Genomic DNA, 20940 nt, shown 5'->3' with positions numbered 1-20940 from the left:
CCCCACACAGCGGATTTACGTTCCGGCTCAAGAATCTTCGGATCCGGTCAGCTGAAAAGCAGTTCAACCCTTGTTTTGGAGAATCAGACCATGAACACCTACGAAGCCAAGCAGGCAGCGCGCAAGGCCCGCTATGAAGAACGAGCAGGGCAGGCACATGCACAATCTGATGCGGTCGCGTCCCAGGCCAGCCGCATGGCCGATGCCATCCCCATGGGCCAGCCCATCCTGGTGGGGCATCATTCGGAACGATCCGACCGCCGGTACCGGGAACGAATCAGCCAATGCTTTGAAAAGTCCTTCGAGTTGCAGAAGAAGGCTGAGCACTATGCCGACAAGGCCGCCGCCGTGGGCAAAGGCGGGATTTCCAGCGACGACCCAGCTGCCATCGAGAAACTGCAGGCGAAGCTGGCCGGCCTGCAGGCCATTCAGGAAACGATGAAGGCCATCAACGCCATTTTGCGTCGCCATGCCAAGGCTGGGGCCGATGCCCAGGTGGCCGCTCTGGTGGATTCCGGCCTCACCTACGCGGAACGCGCCCGCGAACTCGTGACCCCGGACTATATGAACCGCATCGGCTTTGTCCCGTTCCAGCTGCAGAACAACAACGCCAACATCCACCGCATCATGGCCCGCATCAAGGAGTTGCAGCGTGTGGCTGAGCGCACCGAGACCGAGCAGGCAGGAGACGGCTACACCTATCGCGAAGATCCGCAGGAAAACCGCGCCATGTTCCTGTTTGACGGCAAACCGGCCAAGGACACCCGCGACGTGCTGAAGCGTTGCGGCTTTCGCTGGAGTCCGATGCGCAGCGCCTGGGTGCGTCAGCTGACCGAAAATGCGACGTGGGCCGCCAAGCAGGTTATTGCGCACCTCGACGCCGCAGACGCCTGACAGAGAACCCGGTCAGGCGCGTAGGCCTGGCCGGGCTGTGGTCACCACATGTCATGCGACAGAGGAGATGGCGCCGTCGGCCAATCCTATGAGGCCAGCTGGCCACCGAGTTTGAGCCGCAGCCTGGCTGCGGCTGGGGGCGCTCGCCGCGCGGCTGGTATCCGGGGATAGAGCCTCGCAGCTGCCGGATCTCCGTCTTTCGTGAGTCCCGCCGCCCAAGACGCCGACATGTACCACTACGCGCAGGCGCTCTGCGGGCTTTCGCGGCATAAACGGCCTCCCCCCGCAAGCGGGTCCCCCCATTTATTTCACGCTCCCGCGCCGCACCTGCGCTCCATGGTCCTCGACGGCACGGCGACGGAACTCACGAAAGACGGCGGCAACACCGGGAGCCAGGGTCAATCCCCGGGCACCGGTTTTACCAGCCGGCTCAAGAATCTTCGAATCCGGTTAGCAGGAAAGCCACTTCAAATTCTCAGGAGATAGTCATGACGAAAGACGAGTTCGGGGCCGCATGGGGTGCCAAGGTGACCGCAGCCAGCAACCGCCATATTGCCCGCTGCGGCTGCGCCTACGAAGTTTTTCAGCGTAATTTCAGCTTCGACATAGAGGTTTTACTGGGCGATGTACCGCACGAATTCAGGGCCGAGGCCATTTCAATGGCAGAGGATGCCGGGTATCTGGATAGAGACGGCCTGGCCCAGCTGGACCGGGAGCTGAAGTCCCAAGGGCTATGCAGCCACGGCTTGGAGCCCGACTGCTGCCCGATGGGCTGTGGGGGCCTGCCTGGCGGCTAGGCGAGGGAGGCGAAGGCAGCGGTAGGTAGGACGAAGGGGTGCAGCGGCCGAACTGCGGCCACTACCCCGACGGCCGGCTCTGCAGCGCTGGAAATATCGGATATTTCGTTTTGAGAAACTGCGTGATCCTGGCCGGGTGATCCCGTCCAGATCCTGCATTGCACATTGGCCCGGCATTGTCCGGGCCTTGTTGCGTTTTCCGGGCTGCTGCTGGTGGGCCTGATGCTGGCCATCCTGGATCTGTCCTGTGGCCTACCGGGTGCTGATGCCTGGTTCGTTCCCAGGCTTCGCCTGGGGCCCTGTGCTGTGACGCCGCCTGCCCGGTTTCCGGCCAGGCTGGGCCGTTCAGTCCCCAAATTCACTGCCGCTCATTTGTGGCCTTAAACGTCCCACACATGACGCACCCCTGGCGGGGTGAGGAAAGGCGTTGCGGATCAATGGCTTGCCCGGAACGGGCTGGTTCTGGTAATGTAGGACAGATAGGGCACTGGAATGGCGCAAGCCATTGATCCGACGGGAGGAATGGCGGCCACGACTGTGGCCGAATGGCGCGTAGACATTCAGACCAGGACAGGAAATTTCACCTTGGGGACATGCTGGGTACGCTGTGGATACGGGCAGCATACGGAGACAAGACGATATGGTGACAGTTGCCGGGCAAATCAGCGACAAGACGGATGCAGTTTGGGGACACCCGGCGGGCGTCCGGCAGACGGTTTTGCTGCGGAATGGCGTCAGCTGATCTCCATTGAGGATTCTGCCTCCCGTTCCAGTGTCACATCAGGTCGGTGCAGGTGTGGAGCAGGGCTTTCGACGTGCGCCTGGGCCAGGTCATGCGCCAGCCCCTTGAACCCCAGTCGGTCCACCCGTTCGGGCAGCTTGTCGGCATCATCCGTGAACACCATGACCTTATGCCGCTCGCGCGAGATGCTGACGTAGTAGGTATCCTGGGCCGTGGTGCGGCTGAAACTTTCCGCGTTGTACAGCACGCGGTCGCAGGTCAGACCCTGAGCGCTGTGTGCCGTGGTGGTGTACGCATAGTCCAGATGTAGTGGTCGGTCGGTAGGCAGGGTGATGTGGCGATCGCCTGTCTCGATGGTGACGGTGGCGGCCTCGATGGCGACGACCTTCGCCAGTTGGCCGTTAACCAGGTCATGCTGGGCATCGTTGCGCGTGATGCGTACCTGGTCGCCCATGGACAGCTCGGATTCGTTCAGGTGGTAGACCGAGAGCTTGCCCATGGTCCGAGGGATGATTTCAATGAGTTCAGGCTTCAACGTGCTGGAGTCCACCGCCTGCACCGTGATGCGGTCATGACGGGGGATGCTGGTCACCCGGTACATTTCGCCGCGCTTCAGGCCGCACTGGTAATCGCGTTCCGGCACGACGATGTCGCCCACGGTGTAATACCGGGCGACACTGCGTTCGGCCCGTGTCGTGTCGTGGCGGGACAGTAGCTGGCAGTGCTGGCCCTTGCCTTCCAGGCCGCGCAGGGCGTGGATACGGGCATTGATCGCCTGGCGCGAGGCATTGGTGCCGGTCACGACGATGGTGGCGGCCTGCTGATCGGTGGGCACCCCCACATAGGCTTGGGCGATGGCCTCATACCGGGCCGAGCTGTCGCGCGCCTTCTGACCATGTTCATCGACGGCGAACTGATCTGGAATGGTCAGCACCCGATCCAGCAAGGGCAGGGAGCGGCTGGCATGGCCATGGGCGGCCAACTGCACGGCCTGGCGCAGCCGTTCAGAGCGCTGGCGCTGGATGTCGCCCATGAGCACGGTCTTCATGCCGTGTTCCTGCAGCATGGCAAAGGCGCGGCCGGCCTCGATGGCCTTGGTCTGGGCCGTGTCGCCCAGCAGTACCACCTTTGCGCCGGTGGGCTGGATGAGCGCCAGCAGTCTGTCCATCTGGCGCACGGGCACGACTCCGGCTTCGTCGATCACCACCACGGTCTGCGGGCCCAGCTGGGTGGTGAAGGGGCGCTTGTCACGGGCAGTCAGAACCGAGGCCACGGTATTGGCGGGCACGCCGTCCTTGCGCAGATTCCGTACCATGCCACCATAGGGGGCGAGCGCTACCAGGCTGTGGCCCTGTTGCTGCAGGATGGCCTGGGCGTTTTGCAGGGCAAAGGATTTGCCCGTACCGGCCAGGCCCTGGATGCCGACGATCTGGTCGGTGTCGCTGGCAATCAGCATCACGGCTTCGCGCTGGCCTGGGGTCAGGCGTTCATCCAGCCCGGATTCGGCCACGGTGCTGGTGATGGGGGCCTGCCAGGTGCTGCGGCCGCTGGCTTCAGCAGTCAGGATCCGGGATTCTGCCTCATAGGCCTTGCGTGTGGCGTAGCGCGGGCTTTCCATCAAGAGCCGTCCTTGGGTGATGGCCTGATCAACCAGTTGCAGGGCGGCGTCATGCGAGACCCCGCGCAGGCGCACGACCTCAGTCGCCCAACCGTCGCGGGTCATGGGCGCGGCCTTCATGTCCTGGGTGCTGCGATAGTGCGCGGCTTCCTGGATGAGAATCCCCGCCTGTACCCGTGCGTGGATGGCCGACTGGATGGCGGTGACATCCGTATGGCCACCCGCGTGGCGCACGGCGCTTTGCAGCAGATCGGCCAGCGGCATGACGGATTCACGCTCGGCCAAATGCTGGATCGCCCAGTCCAGCGATGCCTGGGCGACCAGATCGGAATCTTTGCTGGTGTCCTGCTGAGGCTGGATGGTCGCCTGCAGGCCCGTCTGGTCAAACCGCATGCCGATGGCTTGGGCCGATGCCTGCCATTCCTGTTGAAGCCCGGCCCGGCTGTAGGCTTGAGTCTTCTGCTGCCGGTGGGCAAGGGTGATGCCCTGGCGCAGTGCGTGCGGAGCCTGGTCGCGGCTGGTGCCGCGTGCGGCGAGCTCCGCTGTGATGCCCGCGCTGCGCTTGCTGAAGAATTCGATCTGCTCCCGGCTGATGTGGGCAAGCTCAATATGGTTCTTCTCGTGGCGCACGGCGTAGCCCAGCGCCCGGACGTTGCGCTCTAGCGTTGCCTGGTAGATGGAGTCTGTCACCCGCAGCAGCTGGAAGATCTGTTCGTTCGAGAGTGCCACCCACTGACCGTCAGCTCGCTGCGTCAGGTTCATGAGCAGCGCGTGGATGTGCAGATGCGGGTCCGGCGCGGCATCCTCGGTGGGCCGGGCCGTTTCGTGGCGAAACTTGGCGATGATGAGATTGCCCGTGTGCTCCACCCGCGACTTGCCGCTTTCCTTCCTGCGACCCATGGCCAGGTGCTGCTCAACGTAAGTCAGGGCCGTGGTTACGGCATCATCGTTCGCCTGGATCAGGCGCTCGTCGCCACCTATCAGTGCCTGTAGCGTGATGCTTTTGGGAGCGCCGAAGGTCAGGTCCAGCGCCGCGCGGGCCTTGGCGTCCTTGCGTACGGATTGACTGGCCGTAATGCCGTAGCCAAAATCGCCCTGAAGCATGGCTTTGAACCGGGCGGGATCGATGGCGCCGACGGCACCCAGACGCCGGGCACCATCGCCCTGCCAGGTTGCGGCGCTGCCATCGCGGCTGTAGTAGTCGTCGGCCTGGTCGGCATAGTAATGGGTCGCAAGGGCCGCGCGGGCCCGATAGATCTGGCTATGCGAGATCATGGGTGCTCCGGGAAGTGGGGGATGGTAAAAAATCAGCCAGCAGGCGCGAAAGGCGCGCTAGTGCTGGCTGTTGGGAGGGAAGGGAAGCGGGACTACACAGAGTTGTCCACAGGAATTGTGGATGGCTGTTTTCGACCCATTGTTGCCGTTCTACTTTCACCCACAGGCGTCGGTTTTGCGGCGCTAGGGCCGGTCGCAGTCGCCAGACCGGTTCACGCTTAGCATTAGCCAGTAGGTGGACGGCAGGCTAGGACCCAGCGGTTTCGGCTAATTGAATCTCGGCCCGCAGATGCTCCGAAATATACCGGCCAATGCCCGCGACCCTTAGATGAACTCCGATTTCGGAAAGGCTCGAGCTTTGAGTCTGATCGGCGGAGAGCCAGTTCAAGGAAGTAATCACTGCATTATTGTCGTCCCAAACCAGTATCTTGGCATGAACCCGTGGTGACTGGATCGGCGTCAAGCTTACGCCTGAGCTTAAAGCCGCTTCCGTGAGGTGCCGTTCATCTTTCTTGCGAACGGGGGCAGTTTTTCTACAATAGTAGACTTCGACTGCAAGCTGTGGCATTGCAGCAGCCGCGCTCTGCAACGGCGCGAGAATACCGGGACCTGCCGCCACACCAAGCCGGTGGCTCGCAAGAAGGATGGACTGGCGAGCCTCATCGCGTGCGCATAGCACCAGATGGTTGTGCTGGGCGCCGGAGATGATGCTACCTTGTCCAGTCACCCTGGGCAAAGGAGCATTCTTCAAACTGTCTGAGATCCGGACGACGTCCCCCGCCAGCTCTGACCACAACCCGTCATGCATACAAACCAAGCGCCCAAAGCAGCGCACGACTTCGTCCACCATCCTAGGGTCGCGCAGAACCACAGACGCCTCATAGGACTCGAAGCCACTGGTGAGCCAATTGCACGAGCCCAAAACCGCTATATATTCACCGTTGGTTCCGGCATCGGCCAGCAATAATTTGGCATGCGATCCTGTTGAATGTGGGTGAAACGTCAGGTGCTCAGCCAGCGCCTGAATCTGAGGGTGTTTGCGAAGATTGCCGATAGCGGTGCGTGTCGTGGAGAGCTCTTCAAATTCCTCGTTTTGTCCCCAGAAGATATGAATATGCACTCCACGGTTGATCGCATCCTGAATGGGTGTCAAGAGATTTAATACTCGTTCAGCGCTAATAAATGTTGAATGTATATAGAGGTGCGTCTTAGCAGTCTCCAGCATATGCAGCAGGCTCTTGCGATGCGCCGGACCGCCCAGCACGAGATCCTTCAGGCTAAAGCCAATGTCCCAGACAGCTGCCTGGGGCAGTTGGATGCGCTCGAGTTCATGTTCGTCCGTCGGTGTCACATGAACAGCGTTTTCGTCCTCTGCGTCATCTGCTGCTTGCAGCACGACCGCACGAAGTTTGTCCAGGGTGCGATTTTCCGGTAAACCAGATACGACTCGACCTCCGCGGACTACCACCATGATCCAGCGTCGAAAGATCCCGCCGGGTTGTCCGGTCACGAAAGTTTCGTCATTGTCCAGCAGAACCTGCAGAGCTTCATTGACGTCCACCTCGGTGTGCCAATCACGCGGTTCTACCCACACGCAATTCCCGGGATCGTGTATTTTCTTAATTTCCTCTTTGGATTGCGTCAGCAAATCCCTGTTGCGAAAAATCTCGCCACATACCATGTCGAGAATATAGTTGGTTGGGCGCTTCTGAAGATCCGATAGCTTCGGTAATTCATTGTGCGTAGCGGCCACCTTGCCAATTTCGGTCGCACGAAAATTGACGTCGCCTTTTTCCACGCTGAGTTCGACCCACCCCGCACGCATCAATCGCACAAGTGCTTCAATGACGACTCGCCGCGGCAAATTGCCGTGTTCTGCCAGCGCACTTGTGGACCATTCGCGACGCGTGAGCGCGTCCAGAAGTAGGTGCTCTACCACGCTCCACTGGCGACCTCGATCCACAATAAAAGAAATCCGCCCTCTGAGGACCGGAAGAAATACTTTCACGGTTTTCATGGCGTCACTCCCAGTTGATCGACAGGTACAACGGTAACAAATTCATTGGGGTTTTTGTCGTCAAAGAACTCGAGAATCCTATTGATGAAGCCAATGTCTTCCTTGCGATCTTGCGGATTGGAACTGATCCCTCGAAGAAAATCGAGGCTTCCGACAATTATCATGCGATAACGCGCGCGACTCAATAATACGTTCATGCGACGTTCGTCCGCTAAAAACCCCAGCGCAGCGCGCACGGCACCATAGCCGTTGTTTCGTACTAGCGATATCACCACGAGGTCGGCTTCGCTGCCCTGGAACGAGTCCACAGTATTGCAATAGGCCTTGTGGCCAGGCGGTAGCCGAAATTTCGACAGTTCAGAGTGGGCCGTACCTTCTCCCAGGCTTTCCGCCAGCCCGCGCACTTGGCGACTGTAGGGTGACAATACGGCCATCGTCGGCATATTAAAAGTGCTTGTACGGGCTGCTTCAATAATTCTTCGACAAGCTTGTAACTCCAGTTGGTTTGTAAATCGGGGAAATGATTCTCCGTTCTTCATTAGTTTTGTTTTTTGCACCCAGGGCACGTCGACCCATATTATCGGCTGATCGGGCAACTTCGCACTCTCTTCCCATGCAAGCAGACTCGGTTGCTGGGTGAATCGCTCCGCTGCCTGTGGATCGGTGAGAAGCTTATCCTCATAAAAGGCATGCGAAACCACTGCTGCGATCGCCGGGTGCATGCGATGCTGGTGTGTCAAAGCGGCAGCAATTGGCCTGCTTTTTGGATTCCTTTCCAGTCGACTGTATTCCTGCTGGATGCTCGAACTGAACAATGAAAAGAGATTTCCCGCATCTTGGCAAAGTTTTACGAATTCATTCTGATCAAACTGATCATCTTGAACACGCAGGTCGTTGAATACCTCATCCACAATGCTGCCGCGCAAGGCACGGCCAACTATCGGGTCGATCATCTCTAACGCTTTTTTAACGGCGGTGGGGCGTTCAAGCAGAGAAAGCGTTCGTTCTTCGCCAAATGGGGGTAATTGCCGGTGATCCCCGATCATCAACCTACGTGGCGATAGAAGCATTGGGGCAATTAACTCCATTCCGGTAGCTTTGCCGGCCTCCTCCACGATTGTCCAATCGAATTGACTTCGATCTTCGATTAGTCCCTGGATATCGCCAGAGTTGGCGGTGGCAAAAAGCAGGTTGGCCGACTGCAGCATCAAACTTTCCAGCGCACGCTTGGCATTCGGTGCTGCCTGTTGGGTGCCCTCCGTGCCCTCCAGTTCGAACGTCGCACACAATGAATGAACTTTGTTTTGCAGGGCTTCAGACGCATCACGGCAGAGTGCGCTAGTACGCAATCCGGCCAACAAATTCTTGGTCTGATTGGAGACATCGAACCTGTTGTGCGTGTCCATCCTGTCGGGGGTCGTGCAGCGAATGACCACCGCGTCCTCGCTGACCTCCTGGCTCAAGGCACCCACGACCTCGTGCAACAGGTGATCGACTGCGTGATGGCTTTGCGCAGTTAGCAACATGCGTGTCGTCTGATCCACTTCAAGGCGTTGACGCACCAGCTCACGTACTAGGCGCGTCTTTCCGACGCCGGGAGGGCCTTGCAGCATGAAAAGTGGGAGGGTCCCGACGATCTTTCTGAGTGCGACTTGCTTGGAAGCGTCCAGCTCCGAAAAGCCATCATCTACATTAACACTTTCGTTGCTATCGATCACGCGGCGGCGTGGGTCGATCAGCATGCGTGAGAGTTCGCGATGCTCGCCGAGCACGGCGAGGCTTTTGATGCGTCGTTCGAGTTGAGAATCCCGGCCTGTGGAATCGCTCGGGACCAGGAAAAATTCCGGGCCAGCAGGTGGAGGATTCTCGCCTATGAAGAGATACTGCTGTTCGCCGCGCGGCCCGGCGGCTTCCTGCCGAAATTGCCACTCGTTAGGATTAGCTTGCCGGTCTCCAATCGTTGGCACTGAACTTAACCACCAGTTTGTCTTACGATCATCTGCTGTTTTGTCGCTCGTAAGCATCTCGCGCAAGCGAGTCGCTGGTGGATCCTTTAACTCCAAGGCCTGCGACAGTTTGTCTAGTTCATCGTCGTGTCGCGACTCCAGCGTGATCTGATGCTGCCCACTGTGATTGTCGATGCGCGAATTGCCCACCAATTTGACTGGAAACACATCGCTAGCCGCCAACGCATAGTCCAGCATCTGCGTCAATGCCAAAGCCCTGTAGAGGTTGGATGCTCTTGCATCCGCCTGACGGGTCGGTTTGAGTTGTGCCCTCAGTGTCCTCCACGAGGTACCGCGTGCACGTCCGCGAAACATCGTTTTGCTCTTTGACAGCGGTGTCAGCTGAAGAGCATTCGCGAGCAACGGACGTGCATTGACGGGGTTCGGGCTGGAGTTACGGGTGATGCTGGTCGATGCGCAGTAAGCGACCTCCCAATTCGACGGAATCTTTTCGCGTGTGCGACGAAAATCTTGGAGGTAGTATGTGAGCAAGGAACCACGAATGGCGAGTCGGTCGTCGGACAGCAATAAGGCTGTCGGATTTGTAAGATCATTTTCAATAAATTCAAGCTGGGCGTTCTCGTCACCGGCTTCGATCTGGTAGTCAGATGCTTCCCGGATATCGTCCACGAGTGTGTTGTTCGATACGACCGGGACGACAAGGTGGTACAGCAGTTCTTCACGCTGTATCGCGGCCTGCAAGGACATGATGATTTTCTCGATGGCGGCAATGACCACCTTTCCATAGAGTTGCTGTGTCGGCAGTATTTGGAGCAACTGTCGAATTAGGCGTGCCTCTGCCGCCGTCAAATTTTCAGCAACTTCATAGATGGGAATTGTGGTGTTCGTTATCCGTGCTGGATTGATGTCGAACAGTTTGACTGCTAGCTCACCCAAGGCGTGCCAATCGCGTGAAAACGAGTAGTGACTGCCTTGCGTGCCTGGTGCGTAACTTTTATCGGATGCGTTCAGCCCGACGATGCGCATGGACCACTCAAACCCGGTTAGCTGAAAATCGGGTTCATTGGTGTCTGCGGTCAGCACTGACCAAGTATTGAGGTTCCGGTGCAGCAAACCTTGCAGATGCAGTAAATCCAAACCTTTGGCGAGACGGAGAAAGTTCGCCCACAGGAGATGCCTACCGTTGACACTGAAGCGAGTCGCGTGCTGCAGCCGCTCGTTTTTTCTTAAGATCGACTCAAGTGGCTGGCGCTGTTCCGTTCGAATCGTCAGGTGATAGCCCTGCTCGTCAACATGGGACTCCTCGAGCTCAGCGATGATGTCGCCCACGCCACGTGTTCCCAAGATACGGTTTAGTTGACGAATTTCATGGTGCCAAATTTCACGCAGGTCCGTATCACCTGCGCCCGGCACGTGCGGCCAAGTCTTGATTAGGAGCTGAGTGCCGTTTTCATCGATACCTAGGCGTAAGGCAGGAGTCCCATTTTTTTTCTCGGCGGCTTTCACCTGCTTGATGCTCGAACCAAATTTTGTCAGAAATTCTGATCTTGGTGAGACGCTCAGCTTAAGCTTTTGACGCATACATGGCCTTCCACGTTTTTTTATGTCTATTTTTATCATATGCTGAACGGCTGCATATGATTGTGCATCGCCCTTAACCGCAGGCTGGCTACAATACCTATTTGACCAGCCGCACCAGGCTGATCTGAGTCATTCACGGCTCGGTGCCCGAACAGCAGGAATCACCAATACCAGTCATTGAGCGTTACCAGCCTGAAACCGGAGTCGAGGTCAATCAGCGGGAATTCTTCTTCTGGCCGATTGCAGTCATTTCCCATCCTGGAATGGCGCTGCGTTCCCATCAAATTGCTGAATTGGCACCTTAACCCTCGCAACCGGCAAATCCCCCGCCAGAGCCACATACCCTTCCAACACCGGCAGCGCTTGAATCTGCGCTGCCGTAACCGCATCCTCCACCGTCCGATCCATGTTATCCGACGTATTCCGATGATCGACGCTGCGGCTAACGCTGTATTTTGGCCGCTCGACCTCGTGTTTGCCAAGGCTTTCGCTCATATCGCGGGCAGTCTGCGGATCGGTGCGGGATCCACCCAGCACGACCAGATTGCGAAAGCTCGCCCGGATGGTGGTGGCCATCGTCCTGCCGTACAGGTGTTCCAGCTGGGATGTGCTCTGCAGGCCTGCGACGATGCGCAGCCCATTCTTGCGGCCCTTGGTCAGGCCAGCCTCCAATGACGGTAGGGCTTCCAGGCTGGCCAGCTCGTCGATGAACAGCCACCAGCGCCGGCCGGTGCCTTCGGGCATGGACAGAATCGAGGTGATGAAGACATCGGCCCAGGAGGACACGAGTGGCCGCATGAAACTCATCATGTCTTCGCGCCAGTTGATGTACAGGTTTCCGCCGTCCGGCCTGTCCATCCAGTCACGGATGGAGAAGGTGCCAGGCTTCATGCTGGTGTGTTCCGACAGCTTGTTGGAGAGCACGAATCGGGCGGACGACAGCGCCTTGCTGGCCTCGCTGGAGCCGACGAACAGGGATTCAGCCAGCGTGCCATCCAGGAATTGTTTCAAGACCTTCGGGTCTTCGATGGTGCAGAGGCGGAACAGATCCATGATGCTGGCTTCCGTTCCTTGCAGCCGGTGCAGCTTCTTTGCGGTTTCGCGCAGCAGCAACCGCCCGAAATCATTCCATTCCTCGGCGTTCTTGTCCTGGCTCATGGGCACCAGGGAATGCGCCAGGCGTTTCCAGTCGTAGTCGGCACGCACTTCGTTGAAGAAGGACCAGCCCTGGGTTCTGGCGTCGTAGGGGTTGAGGATCACGTCGCCGGGTTGCCAGAATTTGCTCAGCAGATCGCCATTGGGGTCGATGACAATCATGCGGTCATTTCGCTTAGGTGTCTGGCCCGGCAGATGAGATCGATGGCAGCGGGAGCGCGCCAGGACGGACGCCGCCATGTTGCGCAGCAGTACCGACTTGCCCGACCCCGTGGCACCGCTCACCAGCAGGTGCAGATTTTCGTTCGCCGTGGGCATGGGGATGCCAGCCACGTCAATCTGCTGTTTGCCAGGTTCCGTGCAGAGCTTTGCCAGGTGCTTTGCCGTGGTCATTCGGGTGCCGCGCACGAAACGCTTGTAGGCCGCGCCTTCGAAGCCCTCGGTTTTCGCGGTGCGGCCGATAAAGAGGATCAAGGCCAGGGCAAGCATCAGGCCCACGCCCAGCGCCCCGTAAAGCAAGGGGTAGCCAGGGGTGAGCTTCACGAAATGCCAGGCCATCTGGCGATTCCAGTCTTGCCAGGCGATGCCGCTGCCGTAGGTGGCGGCGGTCATCCAGGCCGCAATGGGAAAAAGCGCTAGGGAAAAGGCAGCAATGCGCCGCCGGGTGATGGGGGAGATCAGGGTAGACATGGGGGCCTTCGTGCAATCAGGGGATGAGCCACTGGCCCAGGGCCAGGCCAGCGAGCAGCCCGCCCAGCACACCGGCGGCACCGCCAATGACGGCGGCGATGAGTGCTATGCGCCGGGCCGACTGGTGCGTGATGCGGGCCCACTGGGCCGCCTCCTGGGCCAGGTGATCCAGCCGGGTGCTGGTAGAGTCCAGCATGGCCTGGATGGTCTGTTGATGCTGCTGGTGGATCGGCTTGGCGGTGGCTTCCAGGGTGGTGGCCAGATGCCGGGCCAGTTGTTGGGGCAGGACCTGCTGGGTGTCGGCCACGACCTGGATCTGCTGTTGGACGGTCTCCAGGCTTGCGTTGACCGTTTCGAGCCGATCCACGAGGCTGGCAACTTCGCCCAGCACATCGTGGTACAGCAGATCCAGCTTCGTGCGAGCAGGACTTGCAGCCAGGCCTGCGGCTGGTTGTGGCGTAGTGTCCATGACGTGAGGTTCATGCAAAGAGCGCAGCAAAGGCCGCATTCATCTGCCGGTCCACCGGCTGGGCCAGGGCGCGCAGGGCGTGCCGGTTACTCAGCTGAGAAATCCGCGCATGGTCGCTGCGGTCGGCGGCTTTCAGGAGTGCCCGGTAGTCTGTCTGGTCGGCCAGCACGTCGGCGAGCGTGGTGCGCAGATCGGCCAGCAGCTCGAAGACTTCGTTTTCGTAGACGGCGGCCTTGGGGTTCGCCTGCACTTCGCCGGTCTTCGCGGCATAGGCCAGGATCGAGGGGAATTCATCCTCGACACTGGACTCGACCCTGTTGAACAGGATGCGCACGCGCTCCGGATTCACACCCAGCTCGGCCAGGGCGGCCACGGTCTTGATGGTTTCGCGCTGGGCCTTGCCGGTGTTGATGACGGGCAGCACGAAGCAGCTCATTTCCTCGTGGGCTCCTTCGTAGCGCATCATGTGGGTCAGAAAATCCTCGATGTTGCTGGCCCCCACGTCCACGATGGCGTCGTCACGGGTGAGCAGCTCCCGAAAGAGCCTCCCGAAGTGTTCACCGCGCAACTGATCGACGGCCAGGCCGAGGTCCGCGCCGGTTTCGTTGGTGGACTCCACAGCAAAGATCTGGGCTCCGTTCATGCGGGGGGCCAGCAGGTGCGAGGCGACGACGGTCTTGCCGACCGATCCGGTGTAGTTCAGGACTGCGACTTTCATGGGTTCATTCCTTGTCGTTCTGGGTTTTGGTGTCTTGCGAGGTCTTGGCGCGGTTCGCCAGGCCTTCGCGGCGCAGGGCGTCCAGGTCGATGCGCATGTCGCGGATCTTGCGTAGATCTCCGGGCGTCTGGATACCGTTCGGGCGCCCCTGGATGGCTGGCAGCGGGGGTGACGAAGGTTTGGTAGTGGGGGAGCCGCTGGGCTCGGCGACGGATGCGCGCGGTTGGTCGGTTTCATCGGCTGCCTGCCGCTTTGCCTTGCGCCAGCGGTAGAGCGTCGTGGTGTAGGTGCTGGTTTGCACCGGCAGGCCTGCAGCCTTCAGGTCGTCCAGCACAGCGGCGTGTGGCACGCCCGAGTCGATCTGGGCTTCGATGAGGGGGAATACCGCGCGCAATTTGGAGGCAATCCGCAGACGCGGATCCAGGGCTTCCAGCACGGCACGGTACCGGGCGATGGGGTCGGTATCGGGTGGGGTATCGGTCATGGGCAATGTTGATGGGTTCAGTGGTGCAGGGCGGGAAGGGCGGCTGCCTGCTTGCCTTCCAGCCAGGCAAGGCCCGCTGCATGGGCTTCGTCGTAGGCGCACTGGTCGTCGGCAAAGCGCACGGATTGGCCACGGGCGGGAAAGTGCCCGCAGCCGACTTCCTGGCCCTGGTCGAGCAGGCGGAGCAGGTAGCCTTCGCCCTCGCTCTTGCGTGGCAGGATTTCAAAGGAAAATCGCAACTGGGCCTGTGCCAGATCGGTCTGGAACTGCCGGGCGACGACCGGGATGCGTGCGGCCCAGTCCGGGCCGATGCGGTCCAGGGCGTCGGCGATGCCGTAGCCGCGCTCCTGCAGCCAGTCGTTGCGATCTAGCACCAGGGCGGCGGTAAGCGCTTCGCCCAGGCTCAGGGCGCCAATCCCTTCGCGGGCGGCGCGTTGGGCGATGGCAAGCATCCGGGTGTCGAGATTTGCGTGCGGATTTTGGGACATGAGAACTCCTTTGCCCTATGGCTTGAGGGCAGTGATGGCAGATGGGGTGAGGTACAGCCCGAATGGGCCGATGTAGTTTCGTTGCTGACCGATGCAGCCGCCAAAGCGGCTGTGCAGCATGGCGCGTTGAGAGGGTCTGGGGGAGTGGCGATCACGCCTGATGGCAGGCAGACTTATCCACAGACAGCTTCTGGTAGAGATAAGGTAGAAGAAAGGTAGAGCGTGGTTTCGATGACTCGAAACCCGCATGGTTGCTAGATTTCAGTGATCGTGCCCGCCTTCTTATTACGACGAAAGCGCCTTCTTATTACGATAAAGCGCCTTGTTATTACGACGCCACCGCCTTCTTATTACGATGGCCTGGATGAGTTATCCACAGGCCGGTTTTTAGGCGATTTGAGGCCTCAATCCGAGGGTCGGATTGGCGCCCTAGGGCGCCTTCTTATTACGATGCGGTGCGGCCGCCGTTGCGGATCCAGCTGGCCACTTCACGACTTTTTTCGATCTCGATTTTGGGGTCTGCGACCAGGTTCAGATCAGCCAGCTCTTCCAGTGCTTTCAGGAGCGCGGCCCGAAAGTTTCTCAGGTGCCCGGTATGGCGCGCCCGATCCTTTAGCCATTGCAGGCTGTAGCGCTGCTGGGCGTCGACGGATGTTGCGATGAGCCGTTGCAGGCTGCGTGCGAGGTTGCCGCGTAGTTTCTGGCGGGCCTCCCAGTCGATGAGGGCGTATTCCCGGTTGCCGAAGATCTGTGCCCAGCGCGGGTCAATGACCAGGGTATAGATACCGTCGGCGTAGTCGAAGCCTCCCATCATGGGCAACACCCGGCAGGCGGGGTGCATGCCAAAGCTGTATTTGGCCGACCCGTCTGGGCGCCTGGCCTCAATACACAGGGTGAAGCGTGCGAGATCCTTCATCCCGTCGTGCAGCCACTGGTAGCTCGCTCCGCTCGTATTGCGGCCAATGTCGCGCAGGAAATCTGCACGGTTCACGACCGGGCGCTGCCCCGCTGGGCAGGTGGCTTGCAGGTACATGGCGTGCATCCAGATGTCGGCGTGGTCTTCCGAGAGCTGTTCGCCGCTGCCCTTGATCTGGATGTTGCGTGCTGCAAGGAACACGGTCTCCTTGTGCATGATGCTCGCCCCGCGTCGGATTGGGGCGAAGATCCCCGAACGGGCGATGTGGTTCGGGATGGCGCGCGAGGCCACTGACAGCCCTGGGACAACAAAGGGTCGGATGTCCAGGCCAGCAGCGGGGGACCGGGCTGTGGCCTCGGCCGCCTTGCGGTGCGCAAAGCGCATGGCTTCTTCCAGGCGTCTGGCGGATGCGGAGGGCGTTCTGATCAGTTGGGTTGCGTGGGTCAGCATGGGGATGCTCCAGACAGGCCCGCGCATGGCCTGCCGGATCGTGTGCAGCGCCACACACGGGTACAGGGGGGTGATGGCCCGCAGGAAGGCTGCTGGGCCGTGGGTGATGGGAAGTAGGCGCGAAACTCTGTTCTATCGCGGTGCGTGCCGTCGCGGCTCGAACCACAGTTCCTTCAGCCGGAACCGCTCGAAATACAGCACGATGTCCACGGTCTGGCGCAGGAACGCCTGGATGGTGGCGAGGTCCAGGTTACCGCCCGTGGGCGACTGTTTGATGAGCACAGCCAGGCGGTCGAACGTATCGGCCGCGCTGTTCGCGTGTGTGGTGGTCACCGACCCTGGGTGGCCAGTGTTGAGCGCCGCCAGATAATCCCAGGTCTCGGGCCCGCGAAGCTCAGCCAGAAAAATCCGGTCCGGGGACAGGCGCATGCAGGCGGCGAGGCTGTCAGTGGCCGACACGCGGCCGCGCGTGCCGCCGTACATGAGGTGGATACGGTTTCGGTGGCGTGGCAGGATCAACTCATGCACGTCCTCTATGGTGATGAGGCGTTCGTTGACGGGAACCCGGTCGATGAGCGAGCGGGCAAATGTCGTCTTGCCCGATCCCGTGGCCCCGGAGACGATGAGGTTTTTGCGCGCCTGAATAGCGGTGTGCAGGAAGGCGGGGATATTGCCTGCGGATTTGAGCGCCATGAGCTGTTGGTCGGTGGCAGACAGGCCGCCCGCTTCGCGTTGCACCTTGATGTCCGCGACGGCATCGAATGCCCCCTGGGCCTGCAGTTCATCGAGCGTGAAGGCCACCTGCGTGTGCTTGCGGATGTTGATGGCCATCGTCTCGTCGATGCAGGCCGGCGGCTGCACGATCTGGCCACGTTCGCCCCCAGGCAGCAGCACCGACAGAATCGGCGCACGGGCCATGTGGTTGTAGGCCGCCAGGGCTGTCGCCAGGGCCTCCAGATGCGGGTAGGTGAGTGCCGCGCACTCATGCAGCACCCAGGCTCCGCGCACGCAAGTGTAGAGTTCGCCCGCTCGCACGATGGCGAGTTCCGTAACGGCAGGATCAGCCAGATGGGGGGCGAGCGGCCGCAAAAGGGTTTTCACCGCGATGGCCCGATCAAAGGGCAGCGGCTCAGGGGATGGGTTCAAGGTCATAGACTTGGCCAAAGTCCAGGTCGCGCGCGACCATGATGCCGATGCGCGTGCCCTGGTTCTTGTAGAGAGTGGGAGGAATGTCGAGCGACTTTTCCAGGATCTTGGCGACAACTTCCTGGCCGCCTTCGCGGGTGTTGTCGAACCGGATGTTGTTGCTGCCGGACTGCCCCTGGTTGGCCGCCCAACTGCCAAAGTCTCCCACAAGCGAGAGCAGGATGGCGTTGCCAAAGCGCTCCCAGAAGTGGTTGTCGATGTGGCCATCCAGACCCGCTTCACCCAGGGGGCCGGTGCCAGGTGACCCGAGGTTCACGATGACGCCTGCAGGCGTTTCCAGCCGGTTCCAGGTGACGAAGGCCCGGGCCTGACCCTGGATGATGCCGCCCGACTGATAGCCGGTGAACTTTGTCCCGGCGTCGATCAACTTCACCTTGCCGTTGGCACTCATCACATCGTGTGTTGCAAGACACGTCAGAAATCCCGCCTGGGTGCTGACGAGCTTGGTTTGCAGCGTGCAGTCGATCATCGTTCCCTGGGTGATAAGGAAATTGCGATCCCCCAGTTGCCCCGCGACTGATGGGGCCAGCTCCAGCGGGCGCAGCTTGTCTGCGAGGGGGCCAGCGTCGGCCACTGGCCCGCCTGGGCCAGCGGCCTGGCTACTTGGGCCGTTATCGCTCGCTCCAGCAGTCAGGGGACTTGCCAGGCGCCTTTGTGCCACTTCGTCCACGGGTGGCGGTGCGGCGGGCACGGGAGGCAATACATAGGTGCTGTGACTGGGGGCTGGAGCCAGTGTGGCTGGTTCATGCCTGGGAGGCGCAGCGGGCCGTGTGACGGTGGGGGCTTTCAGGCGATTGGTGATGCCGCTTCGGTCTGCTTCCAGGCTGCTTGCGGCCTTTTCGCCAGCATTCCGGCTCCAGGCCTTGACCAATACGCCTGCGGCAACCGCCAGGGCCACGAGGATGGTGAGCCACAGAAAGGCGCGGGCGCCGCGCGGGGCGCTGCGTCCGGTGGTCTCCAGATCTAGCGGTTCGCGGTCCAGGTTTGGGTGCTGCTGGTCGTCTGCGTGGCTCGCCACATCAAGGCGTGATGTGTCGTGCTGTTCATCGTTCATGGGGTGATCCTTTCAGGGGGTGCTTCCCGAATGCGAATGGAGGGCACGGGCATGCTGGTGGGTGAGGTGGTTTCAGGCTGCAGCCTCGTGGGCTGGGATCGAGCGCCAGTGCCCCTTACCCGGCGTTGCACGGCGGGCGACGTGGTCCCGGTATGTGCCGGTAGCGGCGTTGAGCCATAGGTCTCGTTGTGGATGGCAAGGACCAGCTCGCCCAGGCGCAGGTGCCACAGGGCGGCCGTTCGATGCAGCACCATGGTGCGGTCGTCTGCCATGTGGAAGTTGGTGATGACTTCCTGGCCGTCGGGCGTCACGCGATAGGCCGCCGGGATGCCCGCGCCCGGCGCAAACTGCAGCCAGGTCTGGCGCCCGTCGTCCCAGGCATGCACCGGGGCGATGTCGGCATCGCCGCTTCGGGTGTAGGCAAGCCAGCTGATGGGGTCGACCACCGCTTGCAGGGACCGTTCGATGGCAGCTTTCTGGGCCGCTTCGGTGCGCCGTTGGGATTCGACCTCCGGGTACCTGATGACGAGCTTGTAGAGGGCCGGGGCGTTGCGGTCGTCGTGGTAGGAAAGCCTAAAGCTGTAGTCTCGCTGGTCGGTTACCACGATCAGGTTGGTGTTTGCGTCCTTGGCCGTGGGCTTGAAGAACAGGTGATTGTCCTTGTAGGTGAAGGCGTAGGCCTGGCTGTCACCGAAGACGTGGTAGACGTAGCGTTCGCCCGGGGCCAGCACGATGTGGGTAGCCACACCGATCACGGCATCCAGCTGGATCACGTCGGCCGCGTTGTAGTTCACGGTGCGCACGCGATGATCCAGGCGTGAGGACCTGGGGGTTTCCAGGGCCAGGGCGGGGCCTGCAAGCGCGAGGCACAGCATCAGGGCCAGCGCCTGACGGCTGAGGAAGTGGTCTGACATTTGGGTTCCTTCTGATGCGATGGGCGTCAACGCGAGAGATCGGCGGCCAGGTCGTAGCGCATCACCTGAAAGCCCAGCGGATTGCGCCGGGCGATGGATTCGGTGAGCGGCACATCGACGTACTTGTAGGCCATGGTGGCGATCAGATGGCGCACCTTGGTGATGTCACCGGTCGTCACGTCGCGCTCGGTCTTGGAAAAGCGCACGATGGCGGTCTGGTTCGCCCCCAGGGTGATGGAATGCACCTGCACGTCCACTGTGCCCTGGGTGCCCAGGCGGGTGGTGACCGCCTCCAGGCCTTCAAAGCGCTTGCCATAGGCCGTCTGGATGGGGGGCGATGAGAGCAGTGCGCAGGTATCGAACTGCTCCTGGATGGTCTGCCAGCTGTAGCCTTCGCAGTTGAGCACATAGGTGTTCAGGAAATACTTGGCGATGCGCTCGCCGTAGTCTTCCAGCGGCTCACCCAGGCTGCTGACATGCTCGATGGCGCCCGTCGCATCGTTCACGCGCACCACATACATTTCCGGCGGCTGCTTCAGGGGCGTGAGGCCCAGCACGGCACCGACGGCAGCCAGGGCCAGGGTGCCAGCGGCGAGCGCCACCTGCCAGGCGCGCCTGCGGCTCGTGATGAGTTCGCCCAGATGGTCGCGCTCCAGGCCTCGGGATCGCTCCAGGTAGGCCGCGATGTCTTCGGATTTGAGGGTATCGGCCATGGGTCAGAGTCCTTCAGGCGTGGGTCGCGTGGCGTTTACCGGCACGCGGGGAGAATCGGCGGGCTGCGGGGGCGGGGGCGCGTGAAAGGCGCAACCAGCCAGCAGCCCTGTGAATGCCAGGGCGGCGATGAGGGATTTCATGGGTACAGGGCTCCTGGCCTGCCGGGGTGTGGCAGGTGGATCAGGGATGGGGGGAGGGGGCCGGGGCCCCGATCTGATGCGATCAGGAATTCGGCAGAGGGATTACTTGGCGCGGGGGCGCAACATGCTGCGCAGGCGCAGCACCGAGAAGGCTCCGTGGGCGGCTGCGCCGATGCCCAGACGGGCACCGAAGCCGTTGGACAGCCCTGCAGCCAGGCCGGGCAGCATGATCATGACAACCAGGCTGGCGATGCCGACCAAGAGTTGGGCACCGTACAGGCCCAGGATGTCCTTGGCGCCGCCATTGATCTGATCGACGATCATGCGGATCAGCTGGATATTCATCTGCAGCAGCAGTCCGAAAATGAGTCCGGCCAGGAGCGCCAGGAACACGAAGTTCAAGGCCTGAGACACCCAGCTGTTGAACAGTGGTTTGGTGGGTTCAAACAGTGTGGCCGCAATGAAGATGGGCCCAGCGGCCACGACGAGTGCCATGCCTACCTTGCAGACGACGATGATGACCATGATGATGCTGCCCACCATGGCGGAACTGAAGCTCACCAGCGTGGCCAGGATACTCACGAGCACTTCACGGGTTGAGGGCATGAAGTTGTACCAGGGCTGTTTGCTGGCGCCCATCATGGCGTTGGA

General features: G+C 60.8%; 17 protein-coding genes. 2 read left to right on the top strand and 15 right to left on the bottom strand.

All coding sequences use genetic code 11. The features are described 5' to 3' along the window. Window positions 1–90 precede the first annotated feature (90 nt). Window positions 91–894: a DUF3560 domain-containing protein gene (locus VF285_RS12490; RefSeq protein ID WP_346952963.1), complete on the top strand. Its 804-nt coding sequence runs from the start codon at window positions 91–93 to the stop codon at window positions 892–894. A 488-nt stretch (window positions 895–1382) separates the two neighbouring features. Next, complete coding sequence (locus VF285_RS12485) at window positions 1383–1691, top strand: hypothetical protein (RefSeq protein WP_346952962.1); 309 nt, start codon at window positions 1383–1385, stop codon at window positions 1689–1691. A 734-nt stretch (window positions 1692–2425) separates the two neighbouring features. Here the strand turns inward: VF285_RS12485 and mobF are convergent. From mobF to VF285_RS12410, 15 genes are all read right to left on the bottom strand, one after another. Then, window positions 2426–5326 carry a MobF family relaxase gene (gene mobF, locus VF285_RS12480; RefSeq protein WP_346952961.1) on the bottom strand — a complete coding sequence of 967 codons (2901 nt, stop codon included), beginning with the start codon at window positions 5324–5326 and terminating at the stop codon, window positions 2426–2428. Window positions 5327–5573: 247 nt separating this feature from the next. Then, complete coding sequence (locus VF285_RS12475; RefSeq protein WP_346952960.1) at window positions 5574–7343, bottom strand: phospholipase D-like domain-containing protein; 1770 nt, start codon at window positions 7341–7343, stop codon at window positions 5574–5576. Then, window positions 7340–10891, bottom strand: coding sequence for a DEAD/DEAH box helicase (locus tag VF285_RS12470; protein ID WP_346952959.1), 3552 nt, complete (start codon window positions 10889–10891; stop codon window positions 7340–7342). The genes VF285_RS12475 and VF285_RS12470 overlap by 4 nt, the downstream gene beginning before the upstream one ends. Window positions 10892–11137: 246 nt before the next feature. Next, complete coding sequence (locus VF285_RS12465) at window positions 11138–12736, bottom strand: type IV secretion system DNA-binding domain-containing protein (RefSeq protein WP_346952958.1); 1599 nt, start codon at window positions 12734–12736, stop codon at window positions 11138–11140. Between the two features lie 16 nt (window positions 12737–12752). Beyond that, complete coding sequence (locus tag VF285_RS12460; RefSeq protein WP_346952957.1) at window positions 12753–13205, bottom strand: hypothetical protein; 453 nt, start codon at window positions 13203–13205, stop codon at window positions 12753–12755. A 10-nt stretch (window positions 13206–13215) separates the two neighbouring features. Then, on the bottom strand, window positions 13216–13923 hold the full coding sequence (gene stbB / locus VF285_RS12455; RefSeq protein WP_346952956.1) for a StbB family protein: 708 nt from the start codon (window positions 13921–13923) through the stop codon (window positions 13216–13218). A 4-nt stretch (window positions 13924–13927) separates the two neighbouring features. Further along, window positions 13928–14407: a hypothetical protein gene (locus VF285_RS12450; protein WP_346952955.1), complete on the bottom strand. Its 480-nt coding sequence runs from the start codon at window positions 14405–14407 to the stop codon at window positions 13928–13930. 17 nt (window positions 14408–14424) lie between these two features. Next, complete coding sequence (locus VF285_RS12445) at window positions 14425–14895, bottom strand: hypothetical protein (RefSeq protein ID WP_346952954.1); 471 nt, start codon at window positions 14893–14895, stop codon at window positions 14425–14427. A 445-nt stretch (window positions 14896–15340) separates the two neighbouring features. Beyond that, complete coding sequence (locus tag VF285_RS12440) at window positions 15341–16261, bottom strand: TrfA (protein ID WP_346952953.1); 921 nt, start codon at window positions 16259–16261, stop codon at window positions 15341–15343. A 132-nt stretch (window positions 16262–16393) separates the two neighbouring features. Further along, window positions 16394–17413 carry a P-type DNA transfer ATPase VirB11 gene (gene virB11 / locus VF285_RS12435; protein WP_346952952.1) on the bottom strand — a complete coding sequence of 340 codons (1020 nt, stop codon included), beginning with the start codon at window positions 17411–17413 and terminating at the stop codon, window positions 16394–16396. Continuing rightward, entirely contained in the window at window positions 17391–18521 is a 1131-nt protein-coding gene (gene virB10, locus VF285_RS12430) for a type IV secretion system protein VirB10 (protein WP_346952951.1), read from the bottom strand. The genes virB11 and virB10 overlap by 23 nt, the downstream gene beginning before the upstream one ends. Further along, window positions 18518–19435, bottom strand: coding sequence for a TrbG/VirB9 family P-type conjugative transfer protein (locus VF285_RS12425; protein WP_346952950.1), 918 nt, complete (start codon window positions 19433–19435; stop codon window positions 18518–18520). Before VF285_RS12425 ends, virB10 begins: the two co-directional genes overlap by 4 nt. A gap of 26 nt (window positions 19436–19461) precedes the next feature. Continuing rightward, complete coding sequence (locus VF285_RS12420) at window positions 19462–20148, bottom strand: type IV secretion system protein (protein WP_346952949.1); 687 nt, start codon at window positions 20146–20148, stop codon at window positions 19462–19464. 3 nt (window positions 20149–20151) lie between these two features. Further along, on the bottom strand, window positions 20152–20289 hold the full coding sequence (locus tag VF285_RS12415) for a conjugal transfer protein (protein ID WP_346952948.1): 138 nt from the start codon (window positions 20287–20289) through the stop codon (window positions 20152–20154). Window positions 20290–20391: 102 nt separating this feature from the next. After that, a partial coding sequence (locus VF285_RS12410) for a type IV secretion system protein (RefSeq protein ID WP_346952947.1) occupies window positions 20392–20940 on the bottom strand: 549 nt, incomplete at its 5' end.

The organism is Castellaniella sp. (genome assembly GCF_036379515.1).
Classification (GTDB): domain Bacteria; phylum Pseudomonadota; class Gammaproteobacteria; order Burkholderiales; family Burkholderiaceae_B; genus Castellaniella.
Note: the sequence above shows the minus strand (reverse complement) of the source record. Positions and strands in the feature narration are given on the sequence as shown.

Excerpts from the sequence above, each read along its gene's own strand:
- VF285_RS12420 (WP_346952949.1), bottom strand. The coding sequence starts at position 20,148 with ATGGCCGATACCCTCAAATCCGAAGACATCGCGGCCTACCTGGAGCGA.
- VF285_RS12425 (WP_346952950.1), bottom strand. The coding sequence starts at position 19,435 with ATGTCAGACCACTTCCTCAGCCGTCAGGCGCTGGCCCTGATGCTGTGC.
- VF285_RS12470 (WP_346952959.1), bottom strand. The coding sequence starts at position 10,891 with ATGCGTCAAAAGCTTAAGCTGAGCGTCTCACCAAGATCAGAATTTCTG.
- VF285_RS12440 (WP_346952953.1), bottom strand. The coding sequence starts at position 16,261 with ATGCTGACCCACGCAACCCAACTGATCAGAACGCCCTCCGCATCCGCC.
- VF285_RS12485 (WP_346952962.1), top strand. The coding sequence starts at position 1,383 with ATGACGAAAGACGAGTTCGGGGCCGCATGGGGTGCCAAGGTGACCGCA.
- VF285_RS12415 (WP_346952948.1), bottom strand. The coding sequence starts at position 20,289 with ATGAAATCCCTCATCGCCGCCCTGGCATTCACAGGGCTGCTGGCTGGT.
- virB11 (WP_346952952.1), bottom strand. The coding sequence starts at position 17,413 with ATGACCTTGAACCCATCCCCTGAGCCGCTGCCCTTTGATCGGGCCATC.
- VF285_RS12475 (WP_346952960.1), bottom strand. The coding sequence starts at position 7,343 with ATGAAAACCGTGAAAGTATTTCTTCCGGTCCTCAGAGGGCGGATTTCT.
- VF285_RS12460 (WP_346952957.1), bottom strand. The coding sequence starts at position 13,205 with ATGGACACTACGCCACAACCAGCCGCAGGCCTGGCTGCAAGTCCTGCT.
- VF285_RS12450 (WP_346952955.1), bottom strand. The coding sequence starts at position 14,407 with ATGACCGATACCCCACCCGATACCGACCCCATCGCCCGGTACCGTGCC.
- mobF (WP_346952961.1), bottom strand. The coding sequence starts at position 5,326 with ATGATCTCGCATAGCCAGATCTATCGGGCCCGCGCGGCCCTTGCGACC.
- VF285_RS12465 (WP_346952958.1), bottom strand. The coding sequence starts at position 12,736 with ATGTCTACCCTGATCTCCCCCATCACCCGGCGGCGCATTGCTGCCTTT.
- VF285_RS12445 (WP_346952954.1), bottom strand. The coding sequence starts at position 14,895 with ATGTCCCAAAATCCGCACGCAAATCTCGACACCCGGATGCTTGCCATC.
- VF285_RS12490 (WP_346952963.1), top strand. The coding sequence starts at position 91 with ATGAACACCTACGAAGCCAAGCAGGCAGCGCGCAAGGCCCGCTATGAA.
- virB10 (WP_346952951.1), bottom strand. The coding sequence starts at position 18,521 with ATGAACGATGAACAGCACGACACATCACGCCTTGATGTGGCGAGCCAC.
- stbB (WP_346952956.1), bottom strand. The coding sequence starts at position 13,923 with ATGAAAGTCGCAGTCCTGAACTACACCGGATCGGTCGGCAAGACCGTC.